Origin of the sequence: Cyclobacterium roseum, assembly GCF_010119225.1 — a bacterium.
In the GTDB taxonomy this organism is placed as follows: domain Bacteria; phylum Bacteroidota; class Bacteroidia; order Cytophagales; family Cyclobacteriaceae; genus Cyclobacterium; species Cyclobacterium roseum.
The window spans coordinates 347,172-364,008 of sequence record NZ_WNKF01000001.1 but is presented as its reverse complement, the minus strand read 5'-3'; the positions used below and the strand labels follow the sequence as shown (position 1 = coordinate 364,008).

The following is a 16,837-nucleotide window of genomic DNA, read 5'->3' as shown; positions in this document are numbered from 1 at the left end:
TTTTCATCGGGCATTCAGGCAAACGTAGCAATTGACAGCTCCTGTTGCGATTCATTTACCCAAATTTCTTACCTTTATGGCCCATGCAAAATAACGATATTTTACGAAGCCTTCGGTATACCTTTGATTTTGGAGACGATCAGATGATGCGGATATTTGGGATGGGAGGCCTGGAAGCAACCCGTGCGGAGGTCAGCGATTGGCTTAAAAAAGACGATGATGAAGCCTTTAACCCGCTAAGCGATTTCAAATTAGCTGCTTTTTTGAATGGCTTGATTATTTACAAAAGGGGAAAGAAGGAAGGTCCTCAACCCCTGCCTGAAAATCGGCTTACCAATAACCTGATCCTCCGAAAACTGAAAATTGCCCTGGAACTGAAAGATGGGGATCTATTGCAGGTACTGGAGCTCGCCGGAAGAACGATCAGCAAGCACGAATTGAGTGCCTTTTTCAGAAAACCGGAACAAAAGCAATACAGGCTTTGCAAGGACCAGATTATGCGGAATTTTCTTCAGGGATTGCAACAGCAGTACCGGAGTCCTGCCAATGAAAGCGATTAGGTCAATCCTTCCAAAGGATTTTTTTAGAGACTGTAGTATACTGCTTTTAATTCAGTATCGATTTTTTTTTAATCCAGCACCTTTTACCCTTTTGGTGCGTCTCGCTAAGCTTTTAACCCATGGCCATTTGCCAGGTACGGACATTGAAAAGCCAACATGGTGATTTCCCTAATCGCACTTTATTATCCGTAAATTCCTATACCACTGATAGCGAATCAAATACTTTCTGAACCAGGGATCTTATTTGGTTTTTCGAAAATAAAGCAGTAGTCTTGTCTTGAAAAGGGCATTTGTAACATCTTTGCTTTCGAAAAGCCCTTCCAATATATTCAACGCATTTGTTCAATTCATCATTAAACTCATACAATCATCATGTCCAAAAAAGTCGTCACTCTCGGAGAAGTAATGCTTCGCCTATCCACACCTGACTTCAAGCGATTTGTCCAGTCAGATACGTTTGATATTACCTATGGCGGAGGAGAAGCCAATGTAGCGGGAGCACTTTGCAATTACGGTTTGGAGGGAACGTTTGTCACTAAGGTTCCAGACAATCCCATTGGCCAATCTGCCATTAATCATTTGAGAAGGTACGGGGTAGATACCCAGTTTATTGCCAAAGGCGGAAAAAGGCTTGGTATTTATTTTTTGGAAACCGGTGCCTCCATGCGTGCCTCTCAGGTAGTTTATGACCGTGCAGATGCATCTATTGCCGAAGCAGAGATAGCGGATTTTGACTTTGATAAAATTTTCGATGGAGCGGTTTGGTTTCATACCACGGGTATTACCCCGGCCCTAAGCGACAAAGCGGCAGCCTTAACAGAAGCAGCCCTGAAAGCAGCCAAAGCCAAAGGGGTAACGACCAGCATTGACCTGAACTACCGCAAGAAATTGTGGAGCAAGGAAAAAGCCAAGGAAGTAATGACAAAGCTCTGCCAGTACGTAGATGTGTGCATCGGTAACGAGGAAGATGCCGAAACCACCCTAGGTTTTAAAAGCAATGAAACGGATGTTACCAAAGGCGAGCTGAACCTGGATGGATACAAGGACGTGTTCAAGCAAATGAAGGAGAAATTCGGCTTCAAATACATCGCCTCTACTCTTAGGGAAAGTTACAGTGCTTCGGACAACGGCTGGAGTGCCCTGGTGTATGATGGCAATGAATTTTACCACTCCAAAAAGTACGATGTACGCATCGTGGATCGTGTAGGAGGTGGAGATTCTTTCGCCAGCGGGTTTATCTATGCATTGGTAGAAAAAATGGCCATGAAAGATGCCTGCGAATTTGCGGTAGCCGCATCTGCTTTGAAGCATACCATTCCAGGTGATATGAATCACGCCACCCTGGCTGAAGTCAAGGTTTTGATGGGTGGAGATGCCAGCGGAAGGGTTCAACGATAACAAGCGGTAAAATCATGATACTTGACACCCTTGCCAATAGTAAAAAGTACCAGGCTATACATCCCCTGTTTGAAAAAGCATTTGCTTTCATTTCGGATCAGGACTTGTCTGCTATGGCCGATGGTAAGTATGAAATTGATGGAGACAAGCTGGTAGCAGCTGTTTTCACCAAACCCGGCAAAACAAGGGAGGAGGCCAATGAAAAATTTGAATGCCATGACAAGCACATTGACATTCAGGTTTGTATCAGCAGCAAAGAATCCATTGGCTGGAAACCCAGAGAAAAGTGCCGGCAGGTAAAAGGAGACTACAACCCTGAAAAGGACGTTTCTTTTTACGTAGATGCACCAGAAATGTATTTTGGCATGGAGCCGGATGAGTTTGTCATCCTTTTTCCGGAAGATGTACACTCCCCACTCATTGGCGAAGGCGAGATAAAAAAAATGGTGATTAAAGTTAAAATCTGATTGGTGTACCTGGGCAATAGCCAGTTTTACAGGTATTCCGGAATAATTTACCCAAACCATTATGAACAAAAAAGAATCAATTCTAAAAAAAATACCGGAGCAAGCGCTCCTTCCCCTGTATTTCGATAAAGACGAAACGGTAAGCCTGGAGGTGTTAAAAGCCCTTTACAAAGCGGGAATTCGTATGGTAGAATACACCAATCGCGGGGAGGCTGCGTTGGCCAATTTCAAGAAAATGGTGGCGCTGCGGGACAGTGAAATGAAGGACCTACTTTTGGGGATTGGTACCATAAAGAACAAGGAAATGGCCTCAACCTACATAGCGGCCGGAGCCGATTTTATCATTTGCCCGGGGCTGGTAGAGGAAGTTGCTGAAGTAGCCGACCAAAACGAAATGTTGTGGATCCCCGGCTGCATGACCCCTTCCGAGATCATCAAGGCAGAAAACATGGGGGCCAAAATGATCAAACTATTTCCCGGTGACATGCTGGGTCCCGGATTTATGGGAGCCATCAAATCATTGTTTCCCAATTTGATGTTTATGCCTACGGGAGGGGTTTCCCTGGATAAGGACAACATCAAAGCCTGGTTTGATGCAGGCGTTTGCGCTGTGGGTATGGGAAGTAAATTGGTAAGCAAGACCTTGCTGCAGGAAAAAAACTATTCCAAAATTCAGGAAACCGCCGTAAAGGCTCTCGCAGTCGTAAAAGAAGTAAAAGGCTGATTCAAATCAATAACCAGCAGTTAAACCAGCATTCCTCTTATCCAAAGAAGGGATGCTGGTTTTTTAGTTTCCAGAGGGCAACATGTTACGAATAGCAGCAATTTTCCAATGGTTTCCTTTCTTTACGGCGACAAACGTGCTCCACATTTTCCGTTCAGAGCCATCCTCATTTTTTATAATGTATCGGGCATCCGCCAGTCCCACGTTTTCATCCATATACCGAACCCGTTCTACTTTCAGTATGCGGTCCCCGGGATTTGTCCGGGAACTACCGGCCATTCCCTGGATAGCGGCCACTTTTCCATACCGCCACTCCCCGGAAGAAACCAATTGATCCATATCTTCGGTAATAATATCTTTTAGCAGCACCGTGTCTATCCGATCCCTGGCATCCGCATACTGTGCCACCAGTTGGATAATGGCTTTTCCATCTTCAATCGTCTGCGCCTCCAGTGAAACGGATAGCAACAGCACCATGAGAAGACTTCCTATCATCTGTTTCCCGTACATAGTCCATCTTGTTTTTCTTAAATATAATAAATTTTGCCTGACTTGCTATTCAATAACCTACCGGATTTAATCTTTCCGTTTTTTTAAAAAGCACCAGGGATATTGACTGCCGGTTATAAAACTTAAATTAAAGTCAAAACCAGTCTTTCTTCCGGTTCAAACGGAAACAAAATTTTATTCATTGCGTTTTTAGATTATGATTCGAACAAGCGTTTTTCTTTCCTTCCTGTGGTTTCAACTATTGGCTACCGGACTTCCTGCATTGGGGCAGGATTCCCCGTATACCTATGAAACTCCCAGCAGGGATGGCTCTGGAAAATGGTACATGGGTCGGGAAATATCCCAAATCATGGGCTTCCATGGTATGGCCTGGCTGGAAAGACCGGGAAGAGCCGAAGAAGAAAATACAGATTTGGCCATTGAAAATTTGCCGCTGACATCCAATAGCGTAGTGGCAGATATTGGTGCCGGATCGGGCTTTTATACCTTCCGAATCGCAGAAAAAGTACCCGACGGGAAAGTATATGCGGTGGAAATCCAGAAAGAAGCCATTGACTACCTTCAAAATAAGGCCGACAAACTTAACATGAATCAGGTTATTCCCGTCTATGGAACAGAGAAGTCTCCGAACTTACCGAATAACAGCCTGGATTTGATCCTGATGGTGGATGTATACCACGAACTGGCATTCCCGCAGGAAATGCTTCAAAACATGCGAAAAGCACTTAAATCAGATGGCAAGCTCGTGTTGATCGAATACCGGGGAGAGGACCCAGAAGTCGCTATCAAGCCCTTGCATAAAATGACCGTAGACCAGGTAAGAAAAGAACTATCCGCTAATGGTTTTGAACTGGTAACGAATGGTCAGTTTTTAAATATTCAGCATTTCCTGGTTTTTGGCAAAGAGCGGTAAGTCATTTTTTCAATTCAGGGGCCACCTCACACCGCTGACCTTCTAACAGGGAGGAAATGGCTTCCTGATCCCATGTTTGTTTGATTTTATGCAACATGGCATCGTACTCTTTTTTATAGCTCTTCCGTTTGATGGCTTCAACAAATCTACGCACATCGGTTCGGGTTTCAAGCAGCAAGGGAGGTACCGGAGTAGGCTTATCGTCCTCCCCTTTTGCGACCATGGTAAAATAGCAGGTATTGGTATGTTTTACCACGCCGGTTTTTACATTTTCGGAAATGACCTTGATCCCGATGATCATGGAACTGTTTCCAACATGATTAACGGAGGCCTTGAGCGAAACCAACTCCCCCACTTCTACCGGCTGGAGAAAGTCAACCGTATCTACTGAAACCGTGACACAATAGGCACCGGAATGCTTACTGGCGGCAGCATAGGCTACTTTGTCCATCAGCGAAAGCAAAATGCCTCCATGTATTTTTCCTCCGAAATTTGCATACGAGGGGATCATTAACTCGGTCATGGTGACCCGGGAAAAATTAGCTGGCTTTGCAGGCGGGAGAACAGTCATTTAAATGGATAGGTATACATCAACATAAATCGTAAACGAATTCAAAGATAGGCAAGATTTTTACAAATTTATACGAAGGAAATGTAGAGCCCGATGCCTAAAGCATAAGAACCAGGTTTTGCCTATCAAAATCATTACTGCTCAGATTACCTGAAGTGCCCCGGACCTGATTGTGACGATTCTTCCGACCGGTAATAACAAAAAGGAATGGTTACTTCAATCGGTCAATTTAAACATTTAAAATGCAGTTTTTTTTGGTTTCAAATCTATTTGTTATTTTTAATTTGTCGTTTATACCAAATTGAATAATTTGAATAACCCAAAAAAGCTGAAATGTTTAAGGACTTAAACCGTGACTTACCGGCCAGTATCGTTGTATTTTTTGTAGCCCTACCCCTATGTCTGGGCATAGCACTGGCCTCCGGAGCCCCACTTTTTTCAGGAATTATTGCAGGAATTATCGGAGGGATAGTAGTTGGAATAGCCAGTGGTTCTCCCTTGGGAGTTAGTGGCCCTGCCGCAGGACTGGCAGTCATCGTTTTTAATGCTGTCGAAGAATTGGGGGGTAATTGGGAATTTTTCCTGGTTTCTGTAGTCATCGGAGGGGTCATACAACTTATATTGGGATTTGCCAAAGCAGGTTTTATTGCCTATTTCTTTCCCTCATCCGTCATTAAAGGGATGTTGACCGGGATTGGTTTGTTGATCATTTTGAAACAAATTCCTCATGCGTTGGGATGGGATAAAGATGTATTGGGAGATTTTGCATTTTCTCAGATCGATGGCGAAAATACTTTTACTGAAATCGTAAAAGCCTTTCAAAACATCACGCCAGGCGCATTGTTAATCACGGCGATATCCATTGCCATTTTGATTCTTTGGGAAATGGTATTAACTAAAAAACATAAACTATTTCAGCTTTTACAGGGACCCGTTGTGGTGGTATTGGTTGGCATATTGATGCACTATCTTTACCAAAGCGGTATTTTAAATTTTTCTTTGAATAGCACTCAGGTGGTGAATATCCCTGTCCCTGAAAGTACGGTCGATTTTTTTGGTCAATTTACCTTTCCTGATTTTTCCGCACTGGCCATGCCGGAAATATGGAGAATAGGCGTGGTAATAGCTGTTGTAGCCAGTTTGGAAACGCTTTTATGCGTAGAAGCAACAGACAAATTGGACCCACATAAAAGGGTTACTCCAACCAACAGAGAGCTAAAAGCACAGGGTCTGGGCAATACCCTTTCCGGTCTGGTTGGGGGATTACCCATTACGCAGGTCATTGTCAGAAGTTCTGCCAATATTGCATTCGGGGGGAAAACAAAAATGTCGGCCATCATACATGGTTTCTTCTTGCTAATCAGTGCCATTACGATTGCCAATGTCTTGAACATGATTCCTTTGGCGAGCTTGGCTGCCATATTGTTTTTAGTTGGGTATAAATTGGCAAAGCCTTCTTTATTTAAGCAAATGTATTCATTGGGAAGAGAGCAGTTTGTTCCTTTTTTTGTAACGGTAGTGGCCATATTGCTAACGGACTTATTGCAAGGAATTGCAGCAGGCCTGATAGTTGGGGGGATCTTTTCGCTGTATCATAGCTACCGAAATTCTCACCATATGAAAGAAGAGATTTCAGATGAAAAGGGGGTTAAGGTGTATCATTTGATTCTTGCCGAAGAGGTTTCCTTTTTTAATAAAGCAAGTGTCATCAAGGAATTAGACAGAATCCCTCCCGGATCAAAGGTAGTTATTGACTGCACAAAATCGGTTGCTATTTCTTATGACGTAGTAGAGGCGATTAAAAACTTTGAGGTAAATGCAAAAATGAAAGATATTACCGTAGAAAAAATCAATTTTAAGGATCCTGTAACCAATTAATTTTAAGTATATATCATTATTTTTCTGATTTTGGTTTCAATAAATAAACCGAAAACGTAATATTCAAAAGTATTCCAAATACAGGTACAATTTCCTAAATTAAAGGAAGAGCTGTCATTCCGAAAGCAGAAGAACCCGATTTTGCCTATCAAAGCCATTCCTATGCAGATTACCTGAATTGGGATCTGGAGGAAAGAGTGGAGTTGATCAAAGGCCGGATTTTTAAGATGTCCCCCGGACCCAACAGGCTGCATCAAAAGGTATCCGGACACCTTTTTAATGCTTTTTTCAATTACCTTAAAAACAAGCCCTGTGAGATCTATGCTGCGCCATTTGATGTGCGATTGCCCGGGCATTCCAAAAAAAATGAAGCGATATATACGGTAGTCCAACCTGATATTTATGTCATTTGCGATCCGGTTAAGCTGGACAATGCCGGATGTGTTGGCGCCCCGGATTTGATCGTAGAGATACTTTCTCCTGGAAACAATCGAAAAGAACTGGCGAACAAATACGAAGTTTACGAGGAATCTGGTGTCAAAGAATATTGGATCATTCATCCCATTGAACAAACGATTTTGATTTATTCCCTGATCGAGGGAAAATATCATCCCTCGCGACTTTTTGCTTCAGGAGATCTGGTGGAATCCAATGTGATCAAAGGATTCCAATTGAACCTTGAATCATTTTTCAAGGCAATGGAATAATGCATGGGTTCCTGGTTCTTTTCCTCAATTTATAAATGTAATAACATTGTTAGTCCTTTTCCTCCTCATGTATTTCGGCCTGGTCTGCATAATGCAGGTACCGGTTATCGCCAAGTCCTAATTTGAACAAGCCGGGTTTATCCCAGGGAACCGGTTGACCCATTTGCCTGCCTTCATTGATGGGGTACAGATAAACAAAGGGTTTAAACCTGTCAGGTTTCATCTACCCAACATTTACTAATGATTAGATACCAACCAAAACCTGACAGGTTTACGGATTTTAGGTAATATATTTAATCCATCTATTGCAAATCGTATTGATTTCTAAGTAGGTTTGCTTTTTCGACCGGTGAGCAAGAAGACCGCTTTTGGCAGTGCTATAAGGAAAGCACTACCAATCCCATTTATCCTACTAACCCTGTCCCTGGAATAATGAACCAGTAATGGAATAATTGATATTTTCTAATTGAAAATGAAGCTTCCTTTTTATATTGTAGTCCAAATTTAATGGTTTCAAGCCAAGACCTTATTTAAACCCATGTACCGAATTATCACTTTTCTATTCCTGCTAACAGCATTCAGCACTCCCGTATCTTCTCAACCAACCTTCGACCCTAATGATGGCGACCGGATTATTTATTTGGGCAATGCGCTGATGGAGAACGAGCAACACTATGGATTTTTGGAGTACCTCATTACCAGCCATCATCCGGAAAAACACCTCTCCTTTCGAAACCTGGGCTGGTCCGGGGATACCGTTTTTGGCGATGCCAGAAGTTATTACACCAATCCTCCGGGTCCCTTTGATCTGTTGATCAGCCAACTAAAAGCCGCCCGGGCAGATTGGGCCTTTCTGGCCTATGGAGGCATTGAAGCGCAAAGTGGCTCAGTTGGACTTGGCAAGTTTGAACAGGGTTTAAATCGCTTGCTGGACTCACTGGATGCCATCGGTACCAAAGCTCTGTTGATTTCTACCATTCCCCAATACATGGCTGAAGATTCGGAGTTATCGAATCGGTACGCTGCCAACCTGAAAACCTACAACCAAAGCATGGCTGATATTGCAGCGAGCAGAAACCTGATCTATCTGGATGCCTTTGAAGCCTTTGAAAAACAAAAGCAAGCTAATATTTGGGAGCCCAATGGGGTTCACCTGAGCTCGGAGGGCTATCTGTTATTCGCCCAAACACTGGGAGAAAAAATAGGACTGCCGCACGTAGAACCTACTGAAATCCTGATAGACATCAGGGAAAATTCCCTCAGTTCCCCGAACCCTGGAAAACTTTTGAGCGCTGACTCCGGTTCAGGCAAACTGAAATTTATTCAAACTAATAATGGCCTACCCCAACTGGTCTCTCAGGATTCCTTTAAAGGTCCGAAAATCCGTATCCAAGGCTTGAAAAAAGGCTATTATCAGCTTTTTATGGATGGGCAACTGCTGGCGGTAGCTGATCACCGTACCTGGAACGAGGGATTTTTAATAGATCTTTCCCTGGCTGGAAAACAATTGCTCGATCAGATACGCGAAAAAGACAAAATTTATTTTCAACAATACCGGCCACAAAACAGAACCTATATCCTGGGTTTTCGCTCCTACGAGCAAGGCAGGCATAAAGCAGGACTGGAATCCCTTGATGCCCTGGTTTTTTGGTTGGATGGAAAAATCAACCGCGCCAAATATCCGAAGGAGCTGCATTTCACCTTGGAGCCCTTGCCCTGAAATAGCGGCTTTTTAGAAAAAAATTGACAATCAATCCCGATGAAAAATAGTTACCCGATGCTTCCCCCTTACGATTTCCTCCTATGTTCCGGTATTAAGCCGAAGCGGATCATTAACATATTGATTATTACCTTCTTGCTGCTATGCGGTGAAAAAGACCTTCTGGCCCAAAATGCCTTGCGGGATATCCCCTCCCCGGATCCCAAAGTACAAATGGACATGTTCCAGGTAGCCGATGGTTTCGAAGTGAATCTCTTTGCTTCCGATCCCATGGTGGTAAAGCCCATTCAAATGAACTGGGACGAAAAAGGAAGGCTTTGGGTAGTTAGCAGTACGGTTTACCCACACTTAAGACCCGGGGAAACAGCCAATGATAAAATAATTGTTTTGGAGGACCGAAATGGAGATGGAAAAGCCGATACATCTACGGTTTTTGCAGATGGGCTGATTACGCCTACGGGAATTCTTCCCGGTGACGGTGGGGTCTATGTGGCCAATTCCACGGAGATATTGCATTTAAAAGATACGGACGGTGATGGAAGGGCCGATGAATCCCAAACCATCCTGACCGGATTTGGTACCGGAGATACCCATCACCTCATCCACACCTTCCGCTGGGGACCGGATGGACTGATGTATTTCAATCAGTCGATTTACATCTACAGCCATGTGGAAACTCCCTGGGGAATCCGCCGGCTCGAAGGGGGTGGGGTTTGGCAGTATAATACCAAGACCCGTCGACTGGAGGTATTTGCCCGGGGCCTGATCAATCCCTGGGGATTGCAGTTTGATAAATGGGGAAAGGCTTTTCTTACCGACGGAGCAGGTACGGAGGGCATTAATCACGCTTTTCAGGGAGCCACTTTCGTTACCGCTCCCGGAGCTGACCGAGTTTTAAGAGGTTTGAACCCCGGTCAACCCAAGCACAGTGGCTTGGATATTGTTTCCGGCAGTCATTTGCCAGCGGATTGGCAGGGAAGCCTTATAACCAATGATTTCCGTGCCAATCGCATCAACCGGTTTACACTGGAAGAGCGGGGCAGCGGGTTTATTTCCAAGCCGGAAGAAGACATATTGTGGACCGACCATATTGGTTTCCGTCCGGTGGACATTTTGCAGGGTCCGGACGGGGCCATTTATGTAGCCGATTGGTACAATCCCATCATCCAACACGGAGAGGTAGACTTTCACGACCCAAGAAGAGATCAGCAGCATGGCAGGATTTGGAGGATTACCAAAACGAACAGCCCCCTGGTAGCAAAACCCCAGCTGGATCAAATGAAGATTCCGGCACTTTTAGAAGCCCTTAAAGCTAAAGAGAGTGGTACGCGCCTACAGGCAAAACTATTGCTTAAATCAAAACCCGTATCAGCTGTCCTTCCTGAACTGGAAAAATGGCTGGAAAACCTGTCACCTGCAGATCCTGATTACGAACACCATTTATTGGAAGGCCTTTGGGTGCACCAGGTCCTGGGTAAGCCCGCCCTTCCCCTACTCAAAAAAGTACTACAGGCCAAGGATCCCGGAGCCCGGGCAGCGGCAATTAGAGTGTTAACCCACTGGCGGGATCAGGTACCGGATCACCTGCAATACCTAAAGAGCGCCATTACAGATAGCCATCCGGAAGTCAGGTTGGAAGCCGTGGTTGCTTTGCAGCAGGTAAATGAAGCCGATGCTGCTGCCATTGCGCTCCATGCCCTGGATCAGGAGATGGATACCAATCTGGAATTTGCCCTTTGGAATACCGTGAAAGCGTTGAGCGAGAATTGGCTGCCTATGGTTTTGCAGAAACCGGACTACTTTGGAGATATATCGAAAACGGTTTTTGCGCTGCAGACAGTCAGTGATCCCAAGGCCATTTCCTTGCTCGGTCAATTATATGAGCAAAATAAAATTCCACAATCATTCCGGGAACAGGTGTTGCAAGCCCTGGCCAGGTATGGCTCTGAACGGGAATTGGCCATTATTTTTGACAAGGTTCTCTTAGCAGATACGGAAAAGTCCGGGCAACTACAGGCATTGGATGCCTTGTTTCAGGCCTCGCAGCGACGAGGTCTTTCGCCGCCAAATGCAGGACAGGGCCTTGAACCCTTACTTGAATCAAAAGACCAAGAGCTGATCAGCAAAGCCTTACTCCTGGCCGGCCATTGGAAAAGAGTGGAATTACGAGGGCGTGTGATTCAGTTGATAAACCAGGGAAGTCAACCTGTGCGGAAAGCGGCACTGCACGCATTGGCGCAAATGGGAGACGAGTCCAGCGAGCAAGCACTACATGACTTCGCTACCAACACCAATAAGCCAAAAATACAAGTGTTGGCCCTTATCGAGCTTGCCGCCGCAAAACCGGAGGAAGCTCTTCCCTTAGCGATAGCTCTTTGGAATCAAGAGATTTCGGAAGCCGCAGCAGGAGAATTATTCGGTGCCTTTATGAACACCGAGCCGGGAACAGTGGCACTTGCGGAAAAGCTAAAAGAATCGAAAATTCCAGACCCCATGGCCCTGCAGGGAAGGAAGGCCATGCAACGCTACATTCCCTGGCAACGAAGAGGCAGTCCGGCTGCCAGGGAACTCCTTTCAGCACTGGAAGCATCCGGTGGGGTTTTACCCCCAGAGCGCATGCCGCAAAAACTGGATGCCAACCAGGTATACGCCCTGGCCCAGGAGGTTAAGACTAAAGCGGACCCGGTCATCGGGGAAAGCATTTACCGCAGAAAATCGCTAATGTGCCAAAATTGCCATGCCCTTGGAGGAGCTGGCGGCCGCCTGGGTCCTGATTTGAGTTCGCTGGGTACCAGCTCCCCTATCGATAATATCATTCAATCCCTGTTGGATCCTTCCGAATCGGTCAAGGAGGGGTACGAACTACAACGCGTGAATAAGACGGATGGAACGGTGATAATGGGCTATCTGGTAAGTGATGGCTCTGAGGAATTAATCATGCGTGACATGTCGGGATCGGAAATTTCCCTTCCCAAAAGCCAGGTTGCTAATCGGGAAAATGTCCCTGGTTCGCTGATGCCTCCCGGCCTGACGGCAGGTCTGGAAAAGGATGAATTTATCCATTTGGTGGGGTACCTGGCCAAACTGGGAAGTTCGGGAGATTTTCGGGTGACCAATGAAAAAATGGTTCGAAACTGGCTGGCGGTAACAGATTCCGGGGAAATAAACAAGCTTCCCTCCAAAGATAAGGTAGGAAAATCGAGCCTCCCTCCTATTAAAAAGGGCAGCCTGCCTCTTTACAGCATGGTGGCCGGAGGCTTGCCCCTTAACGAAATTCCGTCTTTTACAAAGTCTGACGGTAGAAAAATGGGGCTGCTGCAGTTTGAGGTAGAAGTACTCCGCGAAGGGAAGCTTTCCCTGCAGGTTAATTCAGCGAAGGGCCTAATGGCTTGGGTGGGTGATGAGTCGCTCGTTTTTGAAAATAGGCAAGCTTCCTGCCAGCTTCCACAAGGGAAACACCTGGTTCATGTGGCCATTGACCTGGAGGAAAGGGAGCAGGATGTCCTTCAGGTAAAAATAATTGAAACGGGTAATAATGATTCCCAAAATAAATTACTGGTCGGAAATTAACGACGTAACCTCAGCTATTTCTGGATTTAAATCAGGGCTCGGCATGCCTTAATTCCAGTCCAATGGACGTTCTGGGTACAAAACCCTCCCAGGTTTCCTCCAGGGAATTCTCTGGCAAATCGAGAAATGATTCGTAATCCAGCCCTTTTAGGTGAAGGCCTAAAAAGGCGGTTACAAAGTGCTGATTGATATTATTGATTCGGCGCTCCTTCCAAACCGGCTCGCTGTAATGCATGTAATCGGGCTGATCCAGGTCCGGAGAAACGGGCGGATTGGGCGCTACATTATGGCGGGCATTCAGGTACGTCAGCAGGTACCGGTCTGCATTGATGGCTCCGTCATAAATGGCTTTTACTCCTTCTTCATAACCCGAAATATCGTCCTCGCTTCCAGCAATCAGGAAAGTAGGTATCCGGAGGTTTTCCAGTCCTTCTGCATCCCATACTCCCCGCTCCATGCCCCAGGGTGCAAACGCCACAATCGCTTTTACCCGGGGATCTACGGTCCCGGCGTAGGCAGTGTCAGCAAGGCTGCGTTGGGCTAACTTTTTACTTCCTCCGGTCATTTGAGAAAAAGCCTGTACGAAACCGGGAGAATAGCCTGCTCCCCCTGCGTTCAACACCCCATATCCTCCCATGGAATACCCTACCAATGCCGTAGATTCGGCATCTACCATTCCGGATAAAAAATGTTCTGAACCAAGTTCAGTCAACCGGGCCATTTCCTCCAACACAAAGTAATCATCCAGCGCCCGGTGATAGAGCGTGCTGGCAAATTTTCCCGCATCCGCATGCGTAGACTCGGTATGGTCAATGGCCACCACCACGTAGCCTTTGGAGGCCAGGTTTTCAGTCAGATAAGTCATCAGAAACCTGGATCCCGGGTAGCCGTGTGAAACGATGATGAGCGGAAATGGCCCCTCACTTTGGTTGGGAGTTGCATTTCGAATGGCCCGGCCAGAAAAGGAAAAAGGTTCAAGCGGACGATCCGGATCGTTGGGACTTCCTAGAAAGTCCCGGTAGCTTACGCCTGGTGCATCCGGGTTTTCCTTAGCCGGATACCAGACTTCCACTGTCAGCGGCCGGTCGTATTCGGGACGTTCATTTTCGGTAAAATTCAGGATGTCCGGCTGATCTTTGTGAATTAATTCCAGCGTCTGAACTCCTACCTGATAAGCACCTCGGAAGGCCAGTTCGGGGGCATCCGGCAGCGGGTCGCCAAATACAAAGGGATCATCCTGAGAAAGCACCGGCCTACTAAGGAAAAACAATGAAAGGACCAGGTAAATCGTAGTGATTGTTAACGTTCTGTTCATAATAAGATAGCCGGTTGGGTAAAAGCCTGGCCAAAGATAGGAAAATTACTGATTTCCATTCTTTAATTCTAGTAATCTGTCAGGGTTAGCCATTAGGAAAAAGAGAAGTTACCAGGCAAAGCCAGCCAATCATTCGGTCCGGGTTGACGAATTTATAAAAAATAAAGATTATGTTTGCTTAAGGAAACTCGAACCCTTCAAATTTTTCCATTTTGAGTAAAAACCAACCCTTCAAACAATTGATCGAAAAGCGGCACATTGAGGATATTGGCCGCTCTGTATTTAGCAGCCCGGGAAAAGATATCCCGGCCGGAATCGTTGTATTTCTGGTGGCACTTCCGTTATGCCTGGGCATTGCATTGGCCAGCGGTGCGCCCTTGATTTCAGGTTTAATATCCGGTATCATAGGCGGGGTGGTAATTGGAGCGATCAGCAAGTCTGAGGTCAGCGTCAGCGGCCCGGCGGCAAGTTTATCCGCGGTGGTGCTGGTTGCCATCAATAAGCTGGATAGTTTTGAAATATTCCTTCTTGCCTTATTTATCGGAGGCCTGTTACAATTGGTATTTGGCCTACTCAAGGCTGGACTAATTGCAGATTACATGCCTACCAGCATCATAAAGGGCTTGCTTGCTGCTATTGGACTTATCTTGGTTTTTGCTCAAATCCCCTACGCATTTGGCGTGAAAGAAGATTCCGAAGGCATGGATTTCACTACGCTAATGACAACCGGTTTTCCAGATTTTAACCAGGTGGTTCAGTCCTTTTCACCCGGAGCGGTGTTTCTAACGATATTTTCCCTTGCCTTACTGATATTCTGGGACAAAACCTTTTTGAAGAAAATCAAACTCTTCCCTCCCTTCCTGATGGTGGTAATCTTGGGCGTGGTGATAAATACGATTTTTAAATTTCTACTTCCTGCTTTTTACCTGGACGGAATCCAATTGGTCAATATACCTGAAGTAGATGGATGGTCTTCGGTGATCACCTTTCCAGACTTCGGGGCCATTGTTAGTTTTCAGGTTTGGACCTATGCCTTTACCATCGCCTTGATTGCCTCTATCGCCTCGCTTCTCGCCATAGAGGCGGCGGATAATCTCGATCCCCATAAAAGACGCAGCCCTCCTAACCGGGAACTGGTTGCCCAGGGAATCGGTAACTCCCTGGCGGGGCTTTTGGGAGGCATTCCCATCACTTCCGTAATTGTGCGTAGTTCGGTCAATATTGAAGCAGGAGCAGAAACCAAATTATCAACCATCCTGCATGGTTTGTTATTGACCGCAAGTGTTCTTTTTCTAAGCTCCGTAATCAATCAAATTCCCCTGGCATCCCTGGCGGCAATTTTGTTGGTCGTCGGTTACAAACTGGCCTCGATCAGCACGTTTAAAAGCATGTTTAATAAAGGTCTTTCCCAATTTATCCCTTTTGTGGTCACGGTTTTGGGTATTTTGCTTACCGATGTATTACTTGGTGTACTCATCGGTACCGCGTCAAGCGTATTCTTTCTGTTGAGGGGAAATTACTATAATCCGTTTTTTATTGAAGAAACCAGCAAATCAAACAAAAAGAGATCCATACGCCTGGAACTGTCTAATGAAGTTTCATTTTTGAATAAACCGGCTATCAAGCGAACACTCTGGAACCTTCCCCATAAATCCAAAGTAATCATCGATGCCACCTTCTCTTCCTATATCGATCGGGACGTGTTGGGTATTCTAAACGACTTTCAAAATACCTTCGCAAAGGAAAACGAAATTGACGTAAATGTTATCGGACTTCAGGAAAGTTACAAGCCCAAAAGTGATATTAAAGTGGAAACCAATGTGCTGCTTCCCAAGAAGGAATTGATTACACCGCAGGATGTATTAGACTACCTTCAGGATGGAAATAAACGCTACATAGATGGGAATCTGGTCTCCCGCCGCTTCCGAAATAAGGAATTACTGGACTTTATCAAGGACGCACCCTTAGCCGTAGTTATTAATTGTATTGACATGCGTGAACCGCTAAACATGCTATTGAATACCGGCATCGGTGACTTAATACCCCTAAAAGCCGCTGCCAACCTGCTGGACAAGAACCTCATCCAAACATCAGAGATGGCCTGTTCCTTTCAAGGCGCCAAACTAATTCTGCTATTGGGAAATAATAAAAACAGATTGATCAAACATGCCCTGATCCAGCAAGTCAAAAATCCTGAAAACCCGATTAGTTTCCTTTTAGAATCCGCCTTCCATTCAGGCGTATATGCGGTGGACGAACTAAAAGAAAATAATCTAAACGAACTGACTGACAAAATCACGCTTTTCAACCTAACCCTATCCAGATCCAAGATTTTGAAAGAAAGCTCCTGGCTGAATGAAGCGATACAATCCGGTAAAGTAGGCATCGCTACTGCTTTTCTGGACCGTAAGACCGGAGCGATCCAATTTTCCATTCTGGAGGAAAACCTAGTGCCCTAGCATTTTACAATTATTAACAAAGAGCCCGATTTGAACGTAAATCAA

Annotated in this window: 14 protein-coding genes; 10 read left to right on the top strand and 4 right to left on the bottom strand. The window is 45.4% G+C overall.

Annotation, left to right across the window (positions count from 1 at the left end):
• The first annotated feature begins 83 nt into the window (after window positions 1-83).
• The 4 genes from GJQ68_RS01390 to GJQ68_RS01375 all read left to right on the top strand — a co-directional run bounded on the left by GJQ68_RS01390 (window position 84) and on the right by GJQ68_RS01375 (window position 3,149).
• The gene (locus GJQ68_RS01390; protein WP_162415510.1) at window positions 84-560 is read left to right on the top strand and encodes a YehS family protein; all 477 of its coding nucleotides are present in this window, start codon (window positions 84-86) and stop codon (window positions 558-560) included.
• A 372-nt stretch (window positions 561-932) separates the two neighbouring features.
• Window positions 933-1,958 (top strand): sugar kinase, encoded by a 1,026-nt coding sequence (locus GJQ68_RS01385; RefSeq protein WP_162415509.1) that lies wholly within the window; start codon window positions 933-935, stop codon window positions 1,956-1,958.
• A 14-nt stretch (window positions 1,959-1,972) separates the two neighbouring features.
• A complete protein-coding gene (locus tag GJQ68_RS01380; RefSeq protein WP_162415508.1) occupies window positions 1,973-2,425 on the top strand; it encodes a YhcH/YjgK/YiaL family protein in 453 nt (150 codons plus the stop codon).
• A gap of 61 nt (window positions 2,426-2,486) precedes the next feature.
• Window positions 2,487-3,149: a bifunctional 4-hydroxy-2-oxoglutarate aldolase/2-dehydro-3-deoxy-phosphogluconate aldolase gene (locus tag GJQ68_RS01375; RefSeq protein WP_162415507.1), complete on the top strand. Its 663-nt coding sequence runs from the start codon at window positions 2,487-2,489 to the stop codon at window positions 3,147-3,149.
• Window positions 3,150-3,212: 63 nt separating this feature from the next.
• Here the strand turns inward: GJQ68_RS01375 and GJQ68_RS01370 are convergent, their stop codons facing one another.
• Window positions 3,213-3,659, bottom strand: a complete 447-nt coding sequence (locus GJQ68_RS01370; protein ID WP_162415506.1) for a DUF4440 domain-containing protein — start codon at window positions 3,657-3,659, stop codon at window positions 3,213-3,215.
• Window positions 3,660-3,855: 196 nt separating this feature from the next.
• Between GJQ68_RS01370 and GJQ68_RS01365 the strand changes: the two genes are divergently transcribed.
• Window positions 3,856-4,572, top strand: coding sequence for a class I SAM-dependent methyltransferase (locus tag GJQ68_RS01365; RefSeq protein WP_162415505.1), 717 nt, complete (start codon window positions 3,856-3,858; stop codon window positions 4,570-4,572).
• Window position 4,573: 1 nt separating this feature from the next.
• Here GJQ68_RS01365 and GJQ68_RS01360 read toward each other — a convergent pair whose 3' ends face one another.
• Window positions 4,574-5,143 (bottom strand): acyl-CoA thioesterase, encoded by a 570-nt coding sequence (locus GJQ68_RS01360; protein ID WP_235940989.1) that lies wholly within the window; start codon window positions 5,141-5,143, stop codon window positions 4,574-4,576.
• 333 nt (window positions 5,144-5,476) lie between these two features.
• Between GJQ68_RS01360 and GJQ68_RS01355 the strand changes: the two genes are divergently transcribed.
• Entirely contained in the window at window positions 5,477-7,021 is a 1,545-nt protein-coding gene (locus GJQ68_RS01355) for a SulP family inorganic anion transporter (protein WP_162415504.1), read from the top strand.
• A 98-nt stretch (window positions 7,022-7,119) separates the two neighbouring features.
• Window positions 7,120-7,728 carry a Uma2 family endonuclease gene (locus GJQ68_RS01350; protein WP_162415767.1) on the top strand — a complete coding sequence of 203 codons (609 nt, stop codon included), beginning with the start codon at window positions 7,120-7,122 and terminating at the stop codon, window positions 7,726-7,728.
• 49 nt (window positions 7,729-7,777) lie between these two features.
• Here GJQ68_RS01350 and GJQ68_RS01345 read toward each other — a convergent pair whose 3' ends face one another.
• Window positions 7,778-7,951 (bottom strand): hypothetical protein, encoded by a 174-nt coding sequence (locus GJQ68_RS01345; RefSeq protein WP_162415503.1) that lies wholly within the window; start codon window positions 7,949-7,951, stop codon window positions 7,778-7,780.
• A 315-nt stretch (window positions 7,952-8,266) separates the two neighbouring features.
• On the opposite strand from GJQ68_RS01345, the gene GJQ68_RS01340 reads away from it, so the two are divergent.
• Both GJQ68_RS01340 and GJQ68_RS01335 read left to right on the top strand, forming a co-directional pair.
• Entirely contained in the window at window positions 8,267-9,448 is a 1,182-nt protein-coding gene (locus GJQ68_RS01340; RefSeq protein WP_162415502.1) for a GDSL-type esterase/lipase family protein, read from the top strand.
• A 39-nt stretch (window positions 9,449-9,487) separates the two neighbouring features.
• Complete coding sequence (locus GJQ68_RS01335; protein ID WP_235940988.1) at window positions 9,488-13,018, top strand: PVC-type heme-binding CxxCH protein; 3,531 nt, start codon at window positions 9,488-9,490, stop codon at window positions 13,016-13,018.
• A 31-nt stretch (window positions 13,019-13,049) separates the two neighbouring features.
• Here the strand turns inward: GJQ68_RS01335 and GJQ68_RS01330 are convergent, their stop codons facing one another.
• Window positions 13,050-14,333: an alpha/beta hydrolase family protein gene (locus GJQ68_RS01330; RefSeq protein WP_162415501.1), complete on the bottom strand. Its 1,284-nt coding sequence runs from the start codon at window positions 14,331-14,333 to the stop codon at window positions 13,050-13,052.
• Between the two features lie 212 nt (window positions 14,334-14,545).
• Here GJQ68_RS01330 and GJQ68_RS01325 point away from each other — a divergent pair, with 212 nt between their 5' ends.
• A complete protein-coding gene (locus tag GJQ68_RS01325; protein ID WP_235940987.1) occupies window positions 14,546-16,792 on the top strand; it encodes a bifunctional SulP family inorganic anion transporter/carbonic anhydrase in 2,247 nt (748 codons plus the stop codon).
• Window positions 16,793-16,837: the final 45 nt, after the last annotated feature.

Excerpts from the sequence above, each read along its gene's own strand:
- GJQ68_RS01390 (WP_162415510.1), top strand. The coding sequence starts at position 84 with ATGCAAAATAACGATATTTTACGAAGCCTTCGGTATACCTTTGATTTT.
- GJQ68_RS01385 (WP_162415509.1), top strand. The coding sequence starts at position 933 with ATGTCCAAAAAAGTCGTCACTCTCGGAGAAGTAATGCTTCGCCTATCC.
- GJQ68_RS01380 (WP_162415508.1), top strand. The coding sequence starts at position 1,973 with ATGATACTTGACACCCTTGCCAATAGTAAAAAGTACCAGGCTATACAT.
- GJQ68_RS01375 (WP_162415507.1), top strand. The coding sequence starts at position 2,487 with ATGAACAAAAAAGAATCAATTCTAAAAAAAATACCGGAGCAAGCGCTC.
- GJQ68_RS01370 (WP_162415506.1), bottom strand. The coding sequence starts at position 3,659 with ATGTACGGGAAACAGATGATAGGAAGTCTTCTCATGGTGCTGTTGCTA.
- GJQ68_RS01365 (WP_162415505.1), top strand. The coding sequence starts at position 3,856 with ATGATTCGAACAAGCGTTTTTCTTTCCTTCCTGTGGTTTCAACTATTG.
- GJQ68_RS01360 (WP_235940989.1), bottom strand. The coding sequence starts at position 5,143 with ATGACTGTTCTCCCGCCTGCAAAGCCAGCTAATTTTTCCCGGGTCACC.
- GJQ68_RS01355 (WP_162415504.1), top strand. The coding sequence starts at position 5,477 with ATGTTTAAGGACTTAAACCGTGACTTACCGGCCAGTATCGTTGTATTT.
- GJQ68_RS01345 (WP_162415503.1), bottom strand. The coding sequence starts at position 7,951 with ATGAAACCTGACAGGTTTAAACCCTTTGTTTATCTGTACCCCATCAAT.
- GJQ68_RS01340 (WP_162415502.1), top strand. The coding sequence starts at position 8,267 with ATGTACCGAATTATCACTTTTCTATTCCTGCTAACAGCATTCAGCACT.
- GJQ68_RS01335 (WP_235940988.1), top strand. The coding sequence starts at position 9,488 with ATGAAAAATAGTTACCCGATGCTTCCCCCTTACGATTTCCTCCTATGT.
- GJQ68_RS01330 (WP_162415501.1), bottom strand. The coding sequence starts at position 14,333 with ATGAACAGAACGTTAACAATCACTACGATTTACCTGGTCCTTTCATTG.